The 16874-nt window shown below is 74.3% G+C and carries 19 protein-coding genes and 1 pseudogene; 8 read left to right on the top strand and 12 right to left on the bottom strand.

The annotated features are described in order from the left end of the window. Positions 1–30: 30 nt before the first annotated feature. Both OHV05_RS05940 and OHV05_RS05935 read right to left on the bottom strand, forming a co-directional pair. Positions 31–1524, bottom strand: coding sequence for a sensor histidine kinase (locus OHV05_RS05940; RefSeq protein ID WP_405016689.1), 1494 nt, complete (start codon positions 1522–1524; stop codon positions 31–33). Then, positions 1517–2191, bottom strand: a complete 675-nt coding sequence (locus OHV05_RS05935; protein ID WP_405016688.1) for a response regulator transcription factor — start codon at positions 2189–2191, stop codon at positions 1517–1519. Before OHV05_RS05935 ends, OHV05_RS05940 begins: the two co-directional genes overlap by 8 nt. 170 nt (positions 2192–2361) lie before the next feature. Here OHV05_RS05935 and OHV05_RS05930 point away from each other — a divergent pair, with 170 nt between their 5' ends. Both OHV05_RS05930 and OHV05_RS05925 read left to right on the top strand, forming a co-directional pair. Beyond that, positions 2362–3009 carry a DedA family protein gene (locus OHV05_RS05930; RefSeq protein ID WP_405016687.1) on the top strand — a complete coding sequence of 216 codons (648 nt, stop codon included), beginning with the start codon at positions 2362–2364 and terminating at the stop codon, positions 3007–3009. Continuing rightward, entirely contained in the window at positions 3006–3623 is a 618-nt protein-coding gene (locus OHV05_RS05925; RefSeq protein WP_405016686.1) for a phosphatase PAP2 family protein, read from the top strand. Before OHV05_RS05930 ends, OHV05_RS05925 begins: the two co-directional genes overlap by 4 nt. A gap of 171 nt (positions 3624–3794) precedes the next feature. On the opposite strand, the gene OHV05_RS05920 is transcribed toward OHV05_RS05925, so the two are convergent. The 3 genes from OHV05_RS05920 to OHV05_RS05910 form a co-directional block, all read right to left on the bottom strand. Then, complete coding sequence (locus OHV05_RS05920) at positions 3795–4223, bottom strand: hypothetical protein (RefSeq protein WP_405016685.1); 429 nt, start codon at positions 4221–4223, stop codon at positions 3795–3797. A 98-nt stretch (positions 4224–4321) separates the two neighbouring features. Continuing rightward, a complete protein-coding gene (locus tag OHV05_RS05915) occupies positions 4322–4687 on the bottom strand; it encodes a PRC-barrel domain-containing protein (RefSeq protein WP_405016684.1) in 366 nt (121 codons plus the stop codon). 116 nt (positions 4688–4803) lie between these two features. Further along, the gene (locus tag OHV05_RS05910) at positions 4804–6027 is read right to left on the bottom strand and encodes a GNAT family N-acetyltransferase (protein ID WP_405016683.1); all 1224 of its coding nucleotides are present in this window, start codon (positions 6025–6027) and stop codon (positions 4804–4806) included. A gap of 222 nt (positions 6028–6249) precedes the next feature. Here OHV05_RS05910 and OHV05_RS05905 point away from each other — a divergent pair, with 222 nt between their 5' ends. Beyond that, positions 6250–6867, top strand: coding sequence for a TetR/AcrR family transcriptional regulator C-terminal domain-containing protein (locus OHV05_RS05905; RefSeq protein ID WP_405016682.1), 618 nt, complete (start codon positions 6250–6252; stop codon positions 6865–6867). Positions 6868–6934: 67 nt separating this feature from the next. Here OHV05_RS05905 and OHV05_RS05900 read toward each other — a convergent pair whose 3' ends face one another. From OHV05_RS05900 to OHV05_RS05890, 3 genes are all read right to left on the bottom strand, one after another. Beyond that, a complete protein-coding gene (locus tag OHV05_RS05900) occupies positions 6935–7333 on the bottom strand; it encodes a thioredoxin family protein (RefSeq protein WP_403040818.1) in 399 nt (132 codons plus the stop codon). 75 nt (positions 7334–7408) lie between these two features. Then, positions 7409–8056 (bottom strand): hypothetical protein, encoded by a 648-nt coding sequence (locus OHV05_RS05895; protein ID WP_405016681.1) that lies wholly within the window; start codon positions 8054–8056, stop codon positions 7409–7411. A gap of 26 nt (positions 8057–8082) precedes the next feature. After that, a complete protein-coding gene (locus OHV05_RS05890) occupies positions 8083–8703 on the bottom strand; it encodes a hypothetical protein (protein ID WP_405016680.1) in 621 nt (206 codons plus the stop codon). A 351-nt stretch (positions 8704–9054) separates the two neighbouring features. Between OHV05_RS05890 and OHV05_RS05885 the strand changes: the two genes are divergently transcribed. Then, positions 9055–10506: a DUF4331 domain-containing protein gene (locus OHV05_RS05885; protein WP_405016679.1), complete on the top strand. Its 1452-nt coding sequence runs from the start codon at positions 9055–9057 to the stop codon at positions 10504–10506. Then, positions 10503–11774 (top strand): tetratricopeptide repeat protein, encoded by a 1272-nt coding sequence (locus tag OHV05_RS05880; protein ID WP_405016678.1) that lies wholly within the window; start codon positions 10503–10505, stop codon positions 11772–11774. Before OHV05_RS05885 ends, OHV05_RS05880 begins: the two co-directional genes overlap by 4 nt. Before the next feature lie 7 nt (positions 11775–11781). Here OHV05_RS05880 and OHV05_RS05875 read toward each other — a convergent pair whose 3' ends face one another. Beyond that, entirely contained in the window at positions 11782–12321 is a 540-nt protein-coding gene (locus OHV05_RS05875; RefSeq protein WP_405016677.1) for a DUF1990 family protein, read from the bottom strand. Between the two features lie 176 nt (positions 12322–12497). Then, a pseudogene (locus OHV05_RS05870) lies at positions 12498–13307 on the bottom strand (YndJ family protein); the annotation flags it as partial. Positions 13308–13430: 123 nt separating this feature from the next. Between OHV05_RS05870 and OHV05_RS05865 the strand changes: the two are divergent. Both OHV05_RS05865 and OHV05_RS05860 read left to right on the top strand, forming a co-directional pair. After that, positions 13431–13562: a hypothetical protein gene (locus OHV05_RS05865; RefSeq protein ID WP_405016676.1), complete on the top strand. Its 132-nt coding sequence runs from the start codon at positions 13431–13433 to the stop codon at positions 13560–13562. Between the two features lie 67 nt (positions 13563–13629). Beyond that, entirely contained in the window at positions 13630–13902 is a 273-nt protein-coding gene (locus OHV05_RS05860) for a DUF1876 domain-containing protein (protein ID WP_405016675.1), read from the top strand. A 20-nt stretch (positions 13903–13922) separates the two neighbouring features. Here OHV05_RS05860 and OHV05_RS05855 read toward each other — a convergent pair whose 3' ends face one another. Next, entirely contained in the window at positions 13923–15137 is a 1215-nt protein-coding gene (locus OHV05_RS05855; protein WP_405016674.1) for an NAD(P)/FAD-dependent oxidoreductase, read from the bottom strand. Between the two features lie 120 nt (positions 15138–15257). On the opposite strand from OHV05_RS05855, the gene OHV05_RS05850 reads away from it, so the two are divergent. Next, positions 15258–16025 carry a VOC family protein gene (locus OHV05_RS05850; protein WP_405016673.1) on the top strand — a complete coding sequence of 256 codons (768 nt, stop codon included), beginning with the start codon at positions 15258–15260 and terminating at the stop codon, positions 16023–16025. A gap of 7 nt (positions 16026–16032) precedes the next feature. Here OHV05_RS05850 and OHV05_RS05845 read toward each other — a convergent pair whose 3' ends face one another. Further along, complete coding sequence (locus OHV05_RS05845; RefSeq protein ID WP_405016672.1) at positions 16033–16824, bottom strand: DUF2470 domain-containing protein; 792 nt, start codon at positions 16822–16824, stop codon at positions 16033–16035. Between the last annotated feature and the right edge of the window lie 50 nt (positions 16825–16874).

Raw genomic sequence — 16874 nt, 5'->3', positions numbered from 1 at the left:
GGCTGTTGATTAGGTTTGCCTAAGCAAACCTTACGGGTCTCCGAACGGAGCACCGAGCGGGGTCGCCCGGAACCGCTTCGGCTGGAGGTGGGCGGGCAGGCGGGTGCGGAACGTACAGCCGTCCGGGGTGCCGAGGACGGTCAGGGTGCCGCCGTGGAGGGCGGCGATGTCGCGGGCGATGGGGAGACCGAGGCCGGTGCCGCCGTCGTCGCGGCTGCGGGCGTGGTCGAGACGGGTGAACCGCTCGAAGACCTTCTCGCGGTCGGCGGGGTCGATGGCGGGGCCGTCGTTGCCGACGTCCAGGACGGCCTGCGCGGTCCGCGGGTCGAACGTGAGGTGCACGGTGACGCGGCTGCGGGCGTGGCGCCCGGCGTTGTCGAGGAGGTTGGTGAGCAGCCGGCCGAGCCACAGCGGGTTGCCGGTGACGATCGGCCGGTCGGCGAGGTCGAGCGTGATCCCGGGGTGTTGCCCGGCCCGGGCCCCGGCGGCGGTGCCGACCAGGTCGGCGAGGTCGACCGGCTCCGAGCGGCCGTCGTGGCCGGCGGCGTCCAGGCGGGCGAGGAGCAGCAGGTCGGCCGCGAGGGACTGGAGGCGGTCGATGTCCTGGAGGGCCCCGGCGACCATGTCCGCGCGGACCGCCGGGTCGGGGTGGGTGTGGGCGACCTCGAGTTGGGTGCGCAGGACGGCCAGCGGGCTGCGCAGTTCGTGGGAGGCGTCGGCGATGAAGCGGCGCTGGCGGATCCCGGCGCCTTCGAGGCGGTCGAGCATGCCGTTCATGGTGTGGGCGAGCCGGGCGATCTCGTCGTCGCTGCCCGGATCGGGGACGCGGCGGTCGAGGTCGCGGTCGCCGATGGCCGCCACCTCGGCACGGAGCGACTCGACGGGGCGCAGGGCGCGGCCGGTCGCCCGCCAGGTGACCGCGCCGACCGTGGCGATCAGCAGGGCGCTGAGTGCGGCGAGGGCGGCGGTGGTGAGGTCCTCGGCGGTGTCGGCGGTGTGCAGGGACGCGCCGACCCGGATGGTGACGGGGCCGGTCGGGGTGCCGGTGGTCAGGGTGGCGACGCGTTGGCGGTGCTCGTCGCCGAGCCCGTCGAGGTCGAGGACATCGTGGCCGTCCTCGCCGTCGGCCGGGGTGAGGGCCGGGCGGCCCGTCAGGTTCTGGCTGGCGGCGACGACGGTGCCGGCGGCGTCGGTGACCTGGATGAAGTCGGTGCCGTGGCCGAGCGGGAGTTGGTCGGGCAGGTGCCCGTCGGCGGCGATCCCGGCGACCACCTGGGCCTGTTCCCTGGCCCCCGCCTCGACGGTGCGCTCCAGGTTGACGCGCAGCAGGACCAGCACGGCCGCGGAGGCGACCAGCAGGACCAGGGCGACGCCCACGCAGGCCGCGATCGTGGTGCGGGTCCGGACCGACCGTGGGGCGAGCCGGCGCAGGGCTGCGGCGGCTCGCGGACTGCGCCGGGCCCGCTCCGAGACCCGGTGCGCGATGCGCCGGACGGCGCGGAACCCCGCCGGGTCGTCAGCCACCGTCGGCCGCCAGCCGGTAGCCGGCCCCGCGCGCGGTCTGGACGGCGGAGCGTCCGAACGGAGCGTCGATCTTCCGGCGCAGGGCACTGATGTGCACCTCGACGGTGTTCGGGTCGCTGTCGGGGTCGCTGTCCCAGAATTCGAGGATGTCCCGCTTGGAGACCACCTCCCCGGCCCGGCGGGCGAGCTGGTCGAGCAGCGCGAACTCACGGGGCGTCAGGGCGATCGGCGTACCGGCCCGGGTGCAGGTCCGCGCGGCGGAGTCCACCACCAGGTCGCCGAGGACGGTGCGGCGCGGTGCGCGGGAGCCGATGCGGCGGGCGAGCGCCTTGAGGCGGGCGACCAGGACGACGAAGGAGAACGGCTTGGAGAGGTAGTCGTCGGCGCCGGTGTCCAGCGCCTCGGCCTCGTCCCACTCGCCGTCCTTGGCGGTGAGCATCAGGATGCCCGCGTCGCTCCCGGCGGCCCGTAGGCGGGAGCAGACCCGGTAGCCGTTGAGGCCGGGGAGCATGATGTCGAGGATGATCACGTCGTAGGCGTGGTCGGTGGCGCGGGCCAGCCCGGAGAGGCCGTCGTGCACGATGTCGACGCTGAAGCCCTCGACCTCCAGGCCGTGCTTGATCGCCAGGGCCAGCCGCCGTTCGTCCTCCACCACTAGTACGCGCATACCCCCAGGGTGTCAGGTGGCCGACGCCGGGAGCTGAAGACGCCTTCAGGTCTTCAGGAACCCTTCAGCAGGACCCGGCCATGCTGAACACGACGGCCCCGGCACGATGCCGCGCACCACCGCAGGACGTGCCACCGGCCGTACCGTCCCACCCGGAAAGGCGCCGCACGATGCTCTCCTCCTCCACCCTGTCGGCGGTGAACCCGCTGGACGCCGGGTCGCTGCTGGCCGCGTTCGGCGCACTGGGCATCGCCGTGGTCATGTTCGCCGAGACCGGCCTGCTCGTCGGGTTCTTCCTGCCCGGCGACTCGCTGCTGTTCACCGCCGGTCTGCTCTGCACCACCGGCGCGCACAGCGGCCCCCGGCTGGACCTCACCCAGGTCCTGGCCGCCGCCGTGGTCGGCGCCCTCGCCGGCGCGCAGGTCGGCTACCTGCTGGGACGCCGGGGCGGGCGCGCCCTGCTCGCCCGCTCCCGCAACAGGCACCTGCACGAAGGCACCCGGCGCGCCGAGGAGATTCTCGACCGGTACGGTCACGGCAAGGCCGTCGTGCTCGCCCGCTTCGTCCCGGTCGTGCGCACCGTCCTCAACCCGGTGGCCGGCGCGCTCGGCGTCAGCGCCCGGACCTTCGCCCTCTGGCAGGTCGTCGGCGGCCTGGTGTGGACGGTCGGTCTGGTGCTGAGCGGCTACGCACTCGGGTCCTCGATCCCGAACGTCGACCAGTACCTGCTGCCGATCATCGCGGTCGTCGTCGCCGTCTCCCTGCTGCCCCTCCTGCTGGAGGTGCTGCGCTCCCGCCGCCAGGCCAGGGCGCGGTGACCGGCCCCGTGCGCGCGCTCGCCCTGGACGGCCGTCCGCTCGGCGGCGGCCTGTATCTGCGGATCGACCACTGGGCCCAGCAGTTGCCCGTACCGGTGCAGCACACCGTCGCGGCGTTCTCCGCCTGTGGCGTGGTCCTGCTGGCCGTGCTGATGACCGCCGCCTGGTGGCGCGCCCGCCGGGCCGACGGCGCGGCGTTGGCGCGGGCCCTGGCCGCCCCACTCGTGGTGGTCGTGGCGTTCGCCGCCGACACGCTTCTCAAGTCGGTGCTGCGGGAGCCCCGGCCGTGCCAGGTGCTGGATGCGGGGCGGACCCTCGAAGCCTGCCCCGGCGCCGGTGACTGGTCGCTGCCCAGCAACCACACCGTCGTCGTCTTCGCGGGCGCGGCCGTCCTGTGGCAGGTCGACCGCCGCCTCGGCGGGCTCGCGCTGCTGCTGGCGGTCGCGATGGGCGCCTCCCGGGTGCTGGTCGGCGTGCACTACCCGCAGGACGTCGTGCTCGGGGCTGTCCTCGGCACCGCCGTCGGCTACGGTCTCGGCCGGCTCGCCGGCCGCGCCGCGTCCGTGGTCGAGCGCGTCCGGCAGGGAAGGCTGCGCCGACGGCCGGCCGGGTGAGCAGACCGGCCTGCCGGCCCTCGCCCCCAGGGGCGCATTCGCCTTGGCAGCTGCACATCTGACGATCCGTCAGAAACGGCTGAGCTTCCGGAGTTCTCGGCCGAACGCGGGGCCGTCGCCGCGAACGTGTCGGGCACCGGGGCGAGCGGATCGCCCCGACGCGTCAGGACGTCAGATGTGCGGGGTGGTCGGACCGCCCGCCGTGCGGGTGGCTCCCATGGGGGAGAGGGCGGTGCTGGCTGCCGCGACCGACTCGGCGAGGAGGGCGGCGGTGCGGCCCGCCTCGTAGAGGTGCTCGCGGGCGTCGCGGGCCAGCCGGATGGCGTCGAACTCCGCACCGGCGTGGTCGTTCCGGGTGGGCTGCGGGCCGATCCGGCCGGTCGCCTGTTCGCTGCTCAGGAAGGCGGCGACCTGGTCGAGCAGCTCGGGGAGCCGGGCGGTCAGGCCGGCCAGCGCGCCGACCACGTGCGCCGCGTCGGCGAGGTGGAGCAGGCCGGGTGGGCCGCCGGGCTGGGCGGCCAGCCCGGCCGCGCGGATCAACTCCGCGGCTTCGGAGGTCAGTTCGGCGGTGGAGAGCTGGGGCGGGACGGAACGGTTCATCGGAGTGCTCCCTGGCGGGGTGGCTGCGGCCGGCTGCGGAGGTGTCGTGGGGCTGCCAGGCGATGGCGGCCCGACGCGGGCGATGGCATGACGGCGGGTCAGGGCATCGGCTCGCCGTGGAACGGGCCGTAGTAGGTGGCGAACCGCTCCCGGTAGTGGGGGTCGACCTCGTGGTGCTGCCCGTCGAACTCGGGGCCACCCTTGATCTCGTCCCTGGTGCGGTCGACGTGCACCTTCCGGGCCGCCTCGTCGACCCGGACCACGGTCCCGGCCGGCAGCAGGACGTACTTGCCGAAGATCCACGGGCCGGTGTCGACCACCAGGTAGGAGTATTCGGCCTGTTCGGAGAGCTTGTCGATCTTGCCGATGTGGCCGTCCGTCGCCTCCACGTGGAAACCGATCAGGTCACCACCGGAGATGTGGCCGGAGGTGGAACGGAACTGCCAGATCTCCGTGCCGCTCATACGGATCTCCCTCCACTCGCGCGCCGCCCCGGGCCGCTCCCTGGCCGACGTGTCCTCACCGGTTCGGCTGCCCCGGTTCGGCCGCTTCATGTCGGCGCGGTGGGGTCGAAACGGGGTCAGAACCAGTGCAGGCAGTGCGGCGTGCGCTCGGCGCGGAACAGGGCGTCGGCGACGGCGGCCGCGCCCGGGTGGTGAGCCCGGACGTGTCCGGCCCGGACGAGCGTGCTCGGGGCGGTGCCGCCGAGGTAGACCGAGCCGAGGTCGCTCACGTCCAGGGACAGGTCGGGCTCCCGGTCGGTCGGGCCGCAGTCGGCCTTGCCGTCCCGGACGGTCAGCAGGTAGCGGCCGTGTTCGCCGAGGAACGGGTCGTCGACGTCGAGGACGAGCTCGCCGTCGGTGGCCCAGTCGCGGGCGGTGAGCGCGCGCGGGACGTCCAGCAGGCGCACCCAGAGCCAGTCGGTGTCGTTGCCGACCTCGGCGGCCCGGAAGTCGGTGAGCTGCCAGCGCAGCGGGTGCCCGGTCGGAAGGTGCTTGAACACCACCCGGGTGACCAGGTCGTGGTCGAGCGCGAACCGGGTCAGGGCCGTGCCGGCCGCGTCGTCGGTGGCGATGGTCTCGTCGACCGTCAGGGTGCCGCCGTCGCCGAGCGAGTAGCTGGCGTACCCGTCCGGGACGCCGTCGGTGTCGCGGTGGACGGCGACGTGGCGCGGTGTCGAGGAGACCGGGGGCTGTCCCGCGCCCAGGCTCCACCAGCGGTGCGGCCGGGAGAGCGCGCCGGGCTGGGCGCGGCGGTACCGGTCGTAGATCTCCTCGAGGAGCTCGCCGCACTCGCTGCGGCGCAGCACCTCCACCGAGCCGGCCGCCGGGGCGTCGCCCGCTCCGCGCGCCCGGGGCGCGGCGAACGCGCCGTCCTGGCGCGGCACCGTGATCCGCGCCGTGTAGGTGGCCGGGCCGTAGCCGAACCGACGGTAGATCAGCGCCTCGGAGGCCAGCAGGACGGAGAGGAACTCCCCGCGGGCCCGCAGCTCGCCGAGCTGATGCCGCATCATCGCGCTGAGCACGCCCCGGCGTCGGTGCGAGGGGAGCACGCCGACCGCGGTCACCCCGGAGACCGGGGCCAAGGCCCCACCGGGCAGGGTGAGTTCGAACGGATACGCACCGGCGGTGCCGACCGGGCGGCCGTCCGCCGTCACGGCGAGCAGGCAGCGGTCCGGTTCGAGCGCCGACCACCAGAGCCCGCCACCGCTCTCGGCCGGGGTCTCCGGGAAGCGCCCGAACGCGGTGTGGAGCGTGTCGACGAAGACGTCGAGGTCCTGGTCGGTGACGGGACGTATTTCCATCGCTGCTGCTGCCTCCCCGGGAACACCGGCACCACGACGCGTGCTGCCCGGCACAGTGCAGCGCCGCCCGGGCGCCGGGTCAACCGAATTTCCGCCACGGCGCCCGCCGTGCTCCGGGCGGGCGCCGCCTGCGCCCCGAAACCGCCCGGCGGCAGGCTGTAACGTGGCCGGACCGGCGGACGGACGCCGGGGCGGGCGACGGTGCGGGCGGAGGGCGGGGACGTGGGGAGACCCAGCAGGGCACTGCTGAGCAGGGAGATCATCGCCAGGGCGGCGCTCACCGTGGTGGACGAGACCGGTCCGGACGGCCTCACCATGCGGGCGCTGGCCGAGCGGCTCGGGGTCAAGGCCGCCTCGCTCTACAACCACGTGGCCGGGAAGGACGAGCTGCTCGACTCGCTCGCCGAGCTGGTCAACGCCGAGATCGACCTCGCCCCGTTGGCCGACCCGCAGTGGCGGGACGGTATCGCCGGGTACGCCCGGGGGTACCGCGCGGTCTTCCGCCGGCACCCCAACACGATCGCCCTGCTGGCCCGCCGCCGGGTCGAGGCCGACCGCCAACTGCTGGGGTACGAGGCGCTGTTGGCCGCCCTCGGCCGGGCCGGGCTGGGGCCGGCCGACGCGGCGGAGGCGGCGGCCGCGCTGGACTACCTGGTGCTCGGCTCCGCGCTGGAGACCTTCACCGCCGGGTTCGCCCGCCCCGCCGAGGAGTACCGGCCGGAGTACCCGGCCCTGGCCGAGGCGCTCAGCGAGTCGGCCGCCCGGGGCGGCGGGCTGGACGAGCGTGGCTTCGAGTTGGCGCTCGGGCTGCTGCTGGACGGGCTGGCCGCCCGGGTCTGAGAGCTCCGGGCAGGCGGAGGGCGGGCCCGGTCTCGTCCCCGGGCCCGCCCACGTTCCTCGCGGTGGCCTAGTGCTGCTCGGCCTTCTCGGCCGTCTCCGCCTTCTCCGCCGCGACCTTGGCCCGGACCTCGTCCATGTCCAGCTCGCGGGCCTTGCCGATCAGGTCCTCCAGCACCGGCGCGGGCAGCGCACCCGCCTGGGAGAAGACCAGCGTGCCGTCCCGGATGATCGCCAGGGTCGGGATCGACTGGATGTCGAAGGCCGCCGCCAGCTCGCGCTGCGCCTCGGTGTCGACCTTGGCGAAGACGATGTCGGAGTGTCGCTCGGCGGCCTTCTCGTAGACCGGCGCGAACCGTACGCAGGGGCCGCACCAGCCGGCCCAGAAGTCGATGAAGACGAAGTTCTTGTCGTCAGCGCCCCCGATCACCTCGTCGAAGTTCTCGGTGGTCAGTTCGACGGTGCTCATATCGGCCTTCCTGCCCTTCTCGTCCGGTGCGGTCTGCGTCGGCGTCAACGGTCCGGTCCGGCGAGCTATTCCGGCCTAGTTGGTGGGCACGTAGTCGAAGTTCGGGGTCAGGGTGCCGAACATCGAGTCCGCCTTGAGGCCGTCGCCGAAGTACGCCTTGGTCAGGGTGGCGGCGTCCGCGGTGACGTGGAACGGCACCCGGTCCAGCTTGAAGCCGGTCAGCGTGGGGCGGCCGTTGGCGATCACCTCGGCCGGGGTGGTGTAGGCGATCAGCGTCTCGTCGCTGAGCTTCTCCCCGTTCACCTTGACGCCGGCCGAGTAGCCGGGCTGGGGCATGATCCGGATCCAGGTCGGCACCAGCTCGAAGAAGGTCTGGCTGCTCTCCTGCTTCAGGGTGATCCCGCCGGGGTAGAAGATCCGGCCCTTCTCGTCCAGGTGGTCACCGGCGGTGGAGCCGATCGGCATGTTGAAGCCGAACCCGTCCGCGTCCAGGGTGAACGGCTCGATCGCGCCGAGCTTGACGTCGTTGGCGATCAGCCACGCCTTGGTGGTGTCACTGACCCGGACCTGGGCGCTGCCCCAGGGGGAGATGTAGATCCGGTTGGCGCGCTGCTCAGCGCCCTGGGCGGCCGGTACGGACGCCTGCGCGGTCGGGGCCAGGGCGACCGGGGCGGCCAGGGCGAGGGCGGTGGCGGCGATGGCGAGCTTGCGGAGGATGCGCATGTCGGGCTCCTGAGGAGGGTGACGGGTCAGGGGAGGTAGCGGAAGGTGCCGGACAGGACGCCGAACGGCTCCCCGGCCGAGAACGAGGTGCCGAGCGCCTCGTTGAGGGTGGTGGCGCCGACCTCGGTCAGGGTCAGCGGGACCTTCGCGGTCCGGACACCGCCGAAGGTGAGGCCCCAGCCGGAGCCGAAGGCGTCCTGCAGGGTGTACGAGCAGAACAGCTGCTCGGTCGGCGACTTGACGCCGTTGACCACCAGTTGGGAGGAGAGACCGCGCTCCGGCCAGAATCGCAGCCAGAACTCGTCCATGGTCCAACTGCCGTTGGTCTGCGGGTTGCTGAGGGTCACCCCGCCCGGGTAGTACACCCGGCCGAAGTTCTCCAGGTCGATGTAGTCGCCCGAGGTCCAGCCGATGTCGCTGATGATGCCCCGGTCGTCCGGCAGTGCGGTGACGGGGGCGATCGGGGTGATCTCCACCGCCTGCTCGGCGAGCCGGGCCCGGAAGCTCGGCGCCCACTCGACCTGCGCGGTGCCCCAGGGGGAGACGTACGGGCCGGGCGGGAGGCCGGCCGCCTGCGCCGGGCCGGGGGCGGCCATGGTCATCAGCAACGCCGCGAAGAGCACCGAGAAGAGTTGACGTAGTTTCATATGATTCCTTGGCTGAAGGGGCAACTCGCCGACCGCAGCAGGGTGATGGGCATGCGGGCGCGCCGAGTCAGGGCCGACGGGCCCTGGTCGGGGGATGCGCTCGAAGGCTAGCGGTGATTCCGGTAGATGCGTGTACGCATGACGCTTGAGGGGTACGGCCTGTGGCTGAAGTTGGGCCGGACGGAGGAATTGCGTGACTCGTCCGTGGGAGTTGGCGGGTGTGGAGTGCGTGAAGATCCACTCGGGCCTAGGTTTGCCCTGGCCGTCCGGGCAACGGGCCGGCCCCTTGCTGCCCAAAGCCGGTGCCATGAAGGGCATTTGGGCAGGTCCACCGCAATCCCTGGAGCCGCCATGTCCGCCGGTGCCCACCGTCCGAGCCGCCGAATGTTCCTCGGCGGCGCCGTCGCCACCCTGGCCGCCGCCTCGCTGGGCGGCCCGCTGCTCGGCCGCAGCCAGGCCGGCGGTCACTTCGACTCGCCCGCCGTGCTGGCCGACGGGCAGGCGAACATCACCGACGTGTTCGCCTTCACCAGCCCGGACGATCCCGACCAGGTGACCATCGTGGTCGACGTCCAGCCCGGCCAACTCCCGGGCGCCGGGCCGCTGAACTACCCCTTCGCCACCCGGGCCAGGTACGAGCTGCACCTGGACGGCCGGGGCACCGGGCAGCCGGACACCACCTACCGGTGGACCTTCCGGAACGAGGACCGACGGCTGTTCGGGGCCGGTCCGATCGCGGTCGGTCCGGTGCGCTCGCTCCGGGACAACTCGCTGCTGTTCAAGCAGCGTTACACCCTGGAGCGGATCCGCGGCGGCCGGACCGAGACGCTGATCCCGGACGGCACCGCCGCACCCACCCACACCGGTCTGGCGCTGATGCCCGACTACGCCGCGCTGCGCAGCGAGGCCACCCGCAGCCTGCCCGGCGGCGGCCGGACGCTGGCGGGCCAGATCGCCGAGCCGTTCGTCGCCGACAGCCGGGTGTTCGGCCTCTTCACCGTCGGCACCATCGGCCCGGTGCCGGGGGCGCTCCCCGCCGCCGGACCGCTCTCCGCGCTGAACGTCGGCGCGCTGGTGCTCCAGCTCCCCAAGCGCGAACTCGCCCTGAACGGCGACCCGGAGCGCAACCCGGTGGTCGGCGTCTGGGCCACCGTCTCCCGCGAGGGCGCCGACCTGGCCAGAGACCTGCGGACCCAGGCCGCGAGCTACCGGCAGATCGGCCGGCTGGGCAACCCGCACATCGTGTTCGCGCTCTGGGGCACCTTCGCCGGGCTCTCCCAGCCGGGCGGTCCGGAGGACCGGTTCAACGCCCGCCCGGCCGAACTCGACGCACAGGACCAGGAGTTCCTGGCCGCGGCGCTCGACCCCGCGCCGCCCCGGCGGATCGAGGCGGCCCAGGGCTTCACCGCCCCGGCCGGCCCGCGCACCGACATCCGGGCGCTCTTCCTCAGCGGCTTCGGCCGGGACAACGGCTCCCGGTTCGGCCTCGACCTGAACACCCAGGCGATGAACGCCGACGCCGACCCGGCGGCCCTGCGCTGGGCCGACCAGCTGCGGCTCAACCTCACCACCCCGGTCAGCGCCGACCCGCACCCGTACGGCGTGCTGGAAGGCGACCTCCAGGGCTACCCCAACGGCCGCCGCCTGAACGACGAGATCGACGTGCCGCTGCTGCGGATGCTGGAGGGCGAACCCTCCGACCGCTCGGCCGCGCACCTGCTGCCGCCGCCCTCCTTCAACTGGCAGCCGAAGCCCGCCTCGACGGTCTTCCCCTACGTCAACCTGCCGCACGCGGGACCGTGATCCGTCGGTACGGCCTGGCGGGCGCGGTCGGCCGGGGCGCGCTGGTGCTGGCCTGCGCGGCCGGACTGCTGACGCTCGGTCCGGGCGGCCCGGCCCCGGGCCCGGCGACGGTGGTGGTCCCGCCGCCGCCCGCCGACCCGCTGGCCGCTGCCCGGCAGGCCGCCGGACAGCGGCCCCAGGACGCCACCGCCTGGGCCGAGTTGGCCATCGCGGCGGTGGACCGGGCCAGGACCACCTTGGACAGCGGGCAGCTGGCGGAGGCCGACCGGGCACTGGCCCGCTCGCTCGACCTGCGTCCGGCGCAGAACTACCCGGCGCAGGTCGGCTCGGGCCAGCTCGCCAACGCCCGCCACGAGTTCGCGGCGGCCCGGGAGTTCGGCCTGCGGGCCACCGGCATGGCCCCCGACCGGGCGGCCGGGTACGCGGTGCTGGCGGACGCCGAGCTCCAGCTCGGCCACCTCCCGGCCGCCACCGCCGCCACCCAGCGCCTGCTGGACCTGGCCCCCACCACGGCCGCGTACACCCGTGCCTCGTACGACCTGGAGACGCACGGGCGGACCGAGGAGGCGGTGCTCGCGCTGGAACGGGCCCTGGAGCTGGCGGTCACGCCGGGTGAACGGGCGTTCAGTGCCCACCGGCTGGGGGACCTGGCCTGGGAGCAGGGCCGGCCGGAGCAGGCCGAGCAGCACTACCGGCACGCGCTCGCGGTACAGCCGGACGACCACTTCGCCGCCTTCGGGCTGGCCCGGACGGCCGCCGCGCTCGGCCGGACCGAGGAGGCGCTGGGCCGGTACGCCGAGCTGGTGACCCGGGTGCCGCAGCCGCAGTTCCTGCTGGAGTACGCCGAGTTGCTGCTGAGCGGCGGCCACCGGGTGGAGGCGGCACAGCAGTTGGCCACCCTGGCGGCCGAGGCCCGGCTGGCCACCGGCCCGGTCGACCTGCAGCTGGCCCGCTACCTGGCCGACCACGGCGACCCGGCGGAGGCCGTCCGGCTACTGACCGAGGAGTGGCAGCGCCGCCAGAGCCCGCTGGTGGCCGAGGAGTTGGCCTGGGCACTGCACCGGGCCGGGCGGGACGGGGAGGCGCTGCCGCAGATCCGGTTCGCCGCCGGGGCGGGCGGCGCCGGGGCGCTCGGCGCGTACCGCGGCGGGGTGATCGAGCACGCACTCGGTCTGCCCGGCGCGGCCGAGCTGCTCCGGACGGCGCTGCGCCGCAACCCGTACTTCTCGGTCCGGTACGCCGCCGACGCCCGGGAGCTGCTCGGCTGACGGGTGCTCAGCCGGGCAGGGTGACCCCCCGGCGGAGCACCAGGCCGAGCCGCCGGGCGTACAGCCGTTGCAGCAGCGGGACCACCGGACCGGCCAGCCGGGTGTACCAGCAGGCGGGGCGGCTGAACGCGGTGACGGTGAACCAGACCGACCGGTCGGGGCCCATCGACACGATGAACGACTCCTCGCCGCGCTCCGGGTGGCTCGCCACGGTGCCGTAGGCGAAGCCGATCCGGTCCGGCTCGGCGACCGTCCAGACCACCTCGGCGGGCGCCTGGAACCGCAGCCGCCCGATCCCGAGGCCGACCGTCAGCCGGACTCCGGGCGCCGCCGCCCGGGCCTCGGTCCGGACGGTGGCGCCGGTGCCCCGGTGCATCCGCCAGTCGGTCACCATCGCCCCGGCGGCCTCCAGCGCCGCGCGGCCGTGGCCGATCAGCTCGTGGTGGCGGAGGAGGTGGTAGCCCTCGGGCAGCCGGTCGGGGGTGCGGGTGGCGCCGACCTCGGGGTAGTTGAAGGTGGTGGTGGTGCTGGTGCGAGTTCCGGTCATCGGTCCAGTTCCTTGAGACTCTCCGGCGATGGGGGGTGGGCGGCGTCGCGGCGCCGGGGCACGCACCTCGCCGGCTTCTCGTCGGTCGCCGATGCTCCGCATGGACTTCCTCCTCGGCGCCGCCGAGGCACGCACCCCACCACCGCTCCTTCACCCACCCCCCAATCGCCGGAGAGTCTGAGTCGGCGCCAGGCGAGCAGCGCGCAGAGCGCGAAGCCGAGCGCGTTGCCGAGGCCGTGGGTGGCGGCCATCCAGGTCAGGGTGGGGTGGGTCAGGCCGGTCGCCTCGCCGAGCGCCCACCAGAGCGCGAGCAGCATGGTGACCACCAGGACGGCCGCCGAGCAGCGCAGCAGCCGCCCGGTCAGCCGGTCGGGTGCCCGGCGGGCGAGCTCCTGCCAGCTGAGCAGGCCGACCAGCCACATCCCGGCGGTCAGCACGACGGCGCCGACCAGCTCGGCCCAGTCGTCGACGAAGTACCCGGCCAGCACCAGCAGGGTGCCGACCGGCACGCTGAGCGCCGCCGCCCGGCCCAGGCCGGGGCGGCTCCGGGTGCTGCGGCAGACCAGCCCGGCCACCAGCGCGGCGGTGAAGCCGGCGAAGTGGAAGTGCGGCACGGTGAGCGCCAGGATGTCGAGGTCGAAGCCGAACAGCCGGGTGCCCGAGCGTTCGGCGACCAGGGCGAGCCCGGCCACCGAGGGGGCGAGCAGCGCGGTGAGCGCCGCCAGTTCGGCGGGGGCGAGCGAGCGGTGCCGGGCCAGCCGGGCCGGGGCGAGGGCGGCCAGCGCGACGGTGGCGGCCGCGTAGACCGAGGCCAGTGCGGTGGCGGTGGCCCCGCGCGGCAGCCAGAGCGTGACGGCGCCGGGCAGCGCGGCGAGCGGCCAGAGCCTGGCCAGTGCGGCGCTGCCGGGTCCGCCGAGCAGTCCGAGCCCGAGCGGCACCACGACCAGCATGCCGAGCATCACGATCAGGTCGACCAGCGCGGTCACGACGGCCACCCCCTCTGTTGAACGCGTTCAAAGCTCTTTCGCCGCTGACTCTACGGCATCCCTGAACGCGTTCAATACCGGTGGGGAGTGGTCCGGAGCACACTGAAGAGCAAGGAGGACGCCATGCCCAAGATCCCGCTCATCTGTCCCCGCTGCGGACGTCCTCAGCAGGTCGTCCCCGGCGGCCCCGACCGCCCGGCCAGGGTGGTGCACCGCGAGACCGGCCGGGAGGAGTGCGAGCCCCGGCCGGACTGACCCTGGCCGGCACCCCGGCTCCGGGAGCACGCTGGAGGGACAGGACCTCCCGGAGGCGGTGGTGACCATGACCAGGACACTCGTCGGCTGGCACGTCGAGCTGGAGTTCGCCGAAGAGGGTGACCGGACCAAGGCGGCCGCGCTGGTCCGGCTCGCCGACGGCACCGAGCTGCGGGCGCACGGCTACAGCACCCGGCACCACGCCGACCGCCCGCAGCTGCGGGTCGGCGAGGAGGTGGCGGGAGCCCGCGCGCTGAACGAGCTGGCGATGCAACTGCTCACCAAGGCGCACGGCGAGCTGCGCGAGGGCTCCCGGCCGACCGACTACGCGATCAGCTGACGGACCGTGGGAGCGACCGGTCAGCCCAGGCCGACCCGGTCCAGCGGCACGGCCGGGTCGGCCAGCTCGTCCGGGTCCACCCGGCGGCCGGAGCGGACCAGCTCGCGGATCGGGTCGGTGACGTCCCAGACGTTGACGTTCATCCCGGCCAGCACCCGCCCCTCGGAGAGCCAGAACGCGATGAACTCGCGGCCCGCCCGGTCGCCCCGGAACACCACCCGGTCGAAGCCGTCCGGCCGCACGTAGCCGGTGTACTCCATGCCGAGGTCGTACTGGTCGGAGAAGAAGTACGGCACTCGGTCGTGCACCGCGTCCTGGCCGAGCATCGACCGTGCGGCGGTCCTCGGCTGGTGCAGCGCGTTGGCCCAGTGCTCGACCCGGATCGGGTGGCCGTACAGCGGGTGCATCGCGTTGGCCACGTCGCCCGCCGCGTAGACGTCCGGCGCCGAGGTGGCCAGGTACCGGTCGGTGCGGATGCCGTTGTCGACGGTCAGTCCGGCCGCCTCGGCCAGCTCGGTGTTCGGGGTGATGCCGATGCCCACCACCACCGCGTCGGCCGGCACCGGCGGGCCGTCCGCCAACCGGACGCCGTCCTCGGCCAGCCCGGTCACCTGGACGCCGAACCGCAGGTCGACGCCGTGTGCCCGGTGCAGGTCGGCGAACACCTCCGCCGCCTCCCGGCCGAGCACCCGCAGCAGCGGCAGTTCGGCCGACTCCAGCACGGTCACCTCGGCGCCCGCCTCGCGGGCGGCGGCCGCCGTCTCCAGGCCGATCCAGCCCGCGCCGATCACCACGATCCGGGCGCCCGGACGGATCACCGCCTTGATCCGCTCGCTGTCCTGGACGGTCCGCAGGTACAGCACCTGATCGCCGTCCGCGCCGGGGACGGTCAGCCGGCGCGGCGAGGAGCCGGTGGTGAGCAGCAGCTTGGTGTACCCGAGCCGGCTCCCGTCGGCCAGGTCGACGGTGTGGCCGGCCGGGTCGATCGCGCCGACCCGGGTGCCGAGCCGCAGGTCGATCCGCTGCTCGGCGTACCACTCGGCCGGATGGACGTAGATCTTCTCCCGCGCGGTCTTCCCCATCAGGTAGCCCTTGGACAGCGGCGGCCGCTCGTACGGCAGCTCGGACTCGGCCCCGATCAGCGTGATCGGCCCGTCGAACCCCTCCGCCCGCAACGTCTCGACGGCCTTCGCCCCCGCCAGGCTCGCTCCCACGACGACGTACCCGTTCCTCATCGCGGCTCCTCTCGTCGGCCCCATCACACCCGAAGGATCTGCCCGCCGCGAGCCGAACCACCCCTCCTCGGGCGGCTCGGCCTAGGGTGAGAACGCCACGACCGGAAGGAAGGGCTCCGAATGAGCGAGCAGACCGTGACCGTCCGATGCGTGCCGGCCGCGCCGTGCTGGGTCAGTCTGATGGCGCGTGACCTGACGGTGGCCCAGGAGTTCTACGGACCGTTGCTGGGGTGGTCGTTCCAGGACGGCCGGCACGGGTTCGGGCCGTACGTCCGGGTGGTGCTGGACGGGGTGGAGGTGGCCGGGATCGGGGCCACCGAGGGGGAGTGGCAGCCGCCGGTGGCCTGGACCAGCTACTTCGGCACCGAGAGCGCGGACGACACGGCCGCCCGGATCAGGGAGCGCGGCGGCACGGTGGCGATCGGCCCGCTGGCCTTCGACGCGGGGCGGATGGCGCTGGCCTCGGACCTGACCGGGGCGGCGTTCGGGATCTGGGAGGGCGCCCTCGGCAGCAACACCCGGGTCAGCTCGACCGGCGCGCCGGTCTGGATCGAGCTGCGCACCGGCGACCCGTTCCAGGCGGCGCTGTTCTACGGCGAGGTGTTCCGCTGGGACGAGCGCGACCCGGACCGGTTCGAGGTGCGGTACGAGAACGAGCGGGTGGTGCTGCGGGCGGAGCACCGCAGCGTGGCGGCCCTGCGGCGGGCCGAGGACGTCGGCTCGCACTGGGAGGTGTTCTTCTCGGTGGCCGACACCGACCTGGCCGTCCGCCGCGCGGTGGAGCTCGGCGGCGCGGCGGAGGGCCCCGCGACCGACACCCCGTACGGGCGGGTGGCCCGGCTGCGGGACCGCGAGGGCGGGCTGTTCTCGGTGATCACCCCGGCCTGACGGGCCCTCAGTGGGTGCGGACCCGGGAGAACAGCCGGTGCATCGCCTCGGCCAGCTCCTCCGGTCCGGTGACCGGCCGGTGGAACTCGAACCGGGCGTCCAGCGCCCGGTCCCCGGCCAGCAGCCGGACCCGCAGCCCGAACCGGTCCAGCGCCACCGGCCGGACCTCGTACCGGCCGTGCTCCGGCCAGTCGGCCGGGCCCGCCGGGTGGTCGACGGCCTGGGCGCCGAGCTGCGCGAGCCGGTCGGCGTGCGCCGAGGCGAGGTGCTGGAGCACGGTGGCCTCCTCGGCCGCCAGCGGGTCGGTCGCGGTGCGGCCGAAGTCGGTCAGGTCGACGCAGCAGTCGGCGCCCCAGAGGTCCTCGACCGAGAGGTGGTCCGGGTCGAACCGGAGCAGCGCGTACTGCCCGGCGGGCCGGTCCGGGAAGAGCCCGTCCAGCACCTCAGGCGCGGCCGGCCGGAGCGCGGTGAGCCGGCCGTGCACGGTGGCCCGGCCGCGGATCCGGTGCGGCATCGCGACCGGGGCGACGTCCACCGCCTCCAGCAGGGCGGCCACCTCCTCCGCGCGGGAGACCGAGGCGATCCGGCAGAGCGGCGAGTCGTGCGCGGCCAGCACCGCCAGCGCGCCGTCGGGGAGGACGGCGCAGCGCACCAGCGGCGGGACGCCCGGCCGGTTGGCCAGGTCGATGCCCGGCACGTCGAGGATCACCGAGGAGCCGAACTCCAGCAGGGTGCGGGCGCGTTCGGCGGCGGTGGGCGCCGGTCCGGCCGGGCGGGGCAGGGCAGGGCTGTCGGACATCCGTCCTCCTCGATAGGTAAGGGGAGCCTAACCTAAGCAAGGGGAGGGCG

This window comes from Kitasatospora sp. NBC_00070 (assembly GCF_045041205.1).
Classification (GTDB): domain Bacteria; phylum Actinomycetota; class Actinomycetes; order Streptomycetales; family Streptomycetaceae; genus Kitasatospora.
The sequence above is the reverse complement of the archived record's forward strand: the minus strand, read 5'-3'. Positions and strand labels throughout refer to the sequence as shown.

What these genes read in the sequence shown, in the direction of transcription:
- OHV05_RS05885 (WP_405016679.1), top strand. Translation starts at nt 9,055, where the DNA reads ATGTCCGCCGGTGCCCACCGTCCGAGCCGCCGAATGTTCCTCGGCGGC.
- OHV05_RS05845 (WP_405016672.1), bottom strand. Translation starts at nt 16,824, where the DNA reads ATGTCCGACAGCCCTGCCCTGCCCCGCCCGGCCGGACCGGCGCCCACC.
- OHV05_RS05850 (WP_405016673.1), top strand. Translation starts at nt 15,258, where the DNA reads ATGAGCGAGCAGACCGTGACCGTCCGATGCGTGCCGGCCGCGCCGTGC.
- OHV05_RS05875 (WP_405016677.1), bottom strand. Translation starts at nt 12,321, where the DNA reads ATGACCGGAACTCGCACCAGCACCACCACCACCTTCAACTACCCCGAG.
- OHV05_RS05920 (WP_405016685.1), bottom strand. Translation starts at nt 4,223, where the DNA reads ATGAACCGTTCCGTCCCGCCCCAGCTCTCCACCGCCGAACTGACCTCC.
- OHV05_RS05855 (WP_405016674.1), bottom strand. Translation starts at nt 15,137, where the DNA reads ATGAGGAACGGGTACGTCGTCGTGGGAGCGAGCCTGGCGGGGGCGAAG.
- OHV05_RS05935 (WP_405016688.1), bottom strand. Translation starts at nt 2,191, where the DNA reads ATGCGCGTACTAGTGGTGGAGGACGAACGGCGGCTGGCCCTGGCGATC.
- OHV05_RS05900 (WP_403040818.1), bottom strand. Translation starts at nt 7,333, where the DNA reads ATGAGCACCGTCGAACTGACCACCGAGAACTTCGACGAGGTGATCGGG.
- OHV05_RS05860 (WP_405016675.1), top strand. Translation starts at nt 13,630, where the DNA reads ATGACCAGGACACTCGTCGGCTGGCACGTCGAGCTGGAGTTCGCCGAA.
- OHV05_RS05930 (WP_405016687.1), top strand. Translation starts at nt 2,362, where the DNA reads ATGCTCTCCTCCTCCACCCTGTCGGCGGTGAACCCGCTGGACGCCGGG.
- OHV05_RS05865 (WP_405016676.1), top strand. Translation starts at nt 13,431, where the DNA reads ATGCCCAAGATCCCGCTCATCTGTCCCCGCTGCGGACGTCCTCAGCAG.
- OHV05_RS05890 (WP_405016680.1), bottom strand. Translation starts at nt 8,703, where the DNA reads ATGAAACTACGTCAACTCTTCTCGGTGCTCTTCGCGGCGTTGCTGATG.
- OHV05_RS05895 (WP_405016681.1), bottom strand. Translation starts at nt 8,056, where the DNA reads ATGCGCATCCTCCGCAAGCTCGCCATCGCCGCCACCGCCCTCGCCCTG.
- OHV05_RS05910 (WP_405016683.1), bottom strand. Translation starts at nt 6,027, where the DNA reads ATGGAAATACGTCCCGTCACCGACCAGGACCTCGACGTCTTCGTCGAC.
- OHV05_RS05915 (WP_405016684.1), bottom strand. Translation starts at nt 4,687, where the DNA reads ATGAGCGGCACGGAGATCTGGCAGTTCCGTTCCACCTCCGGCCACATC.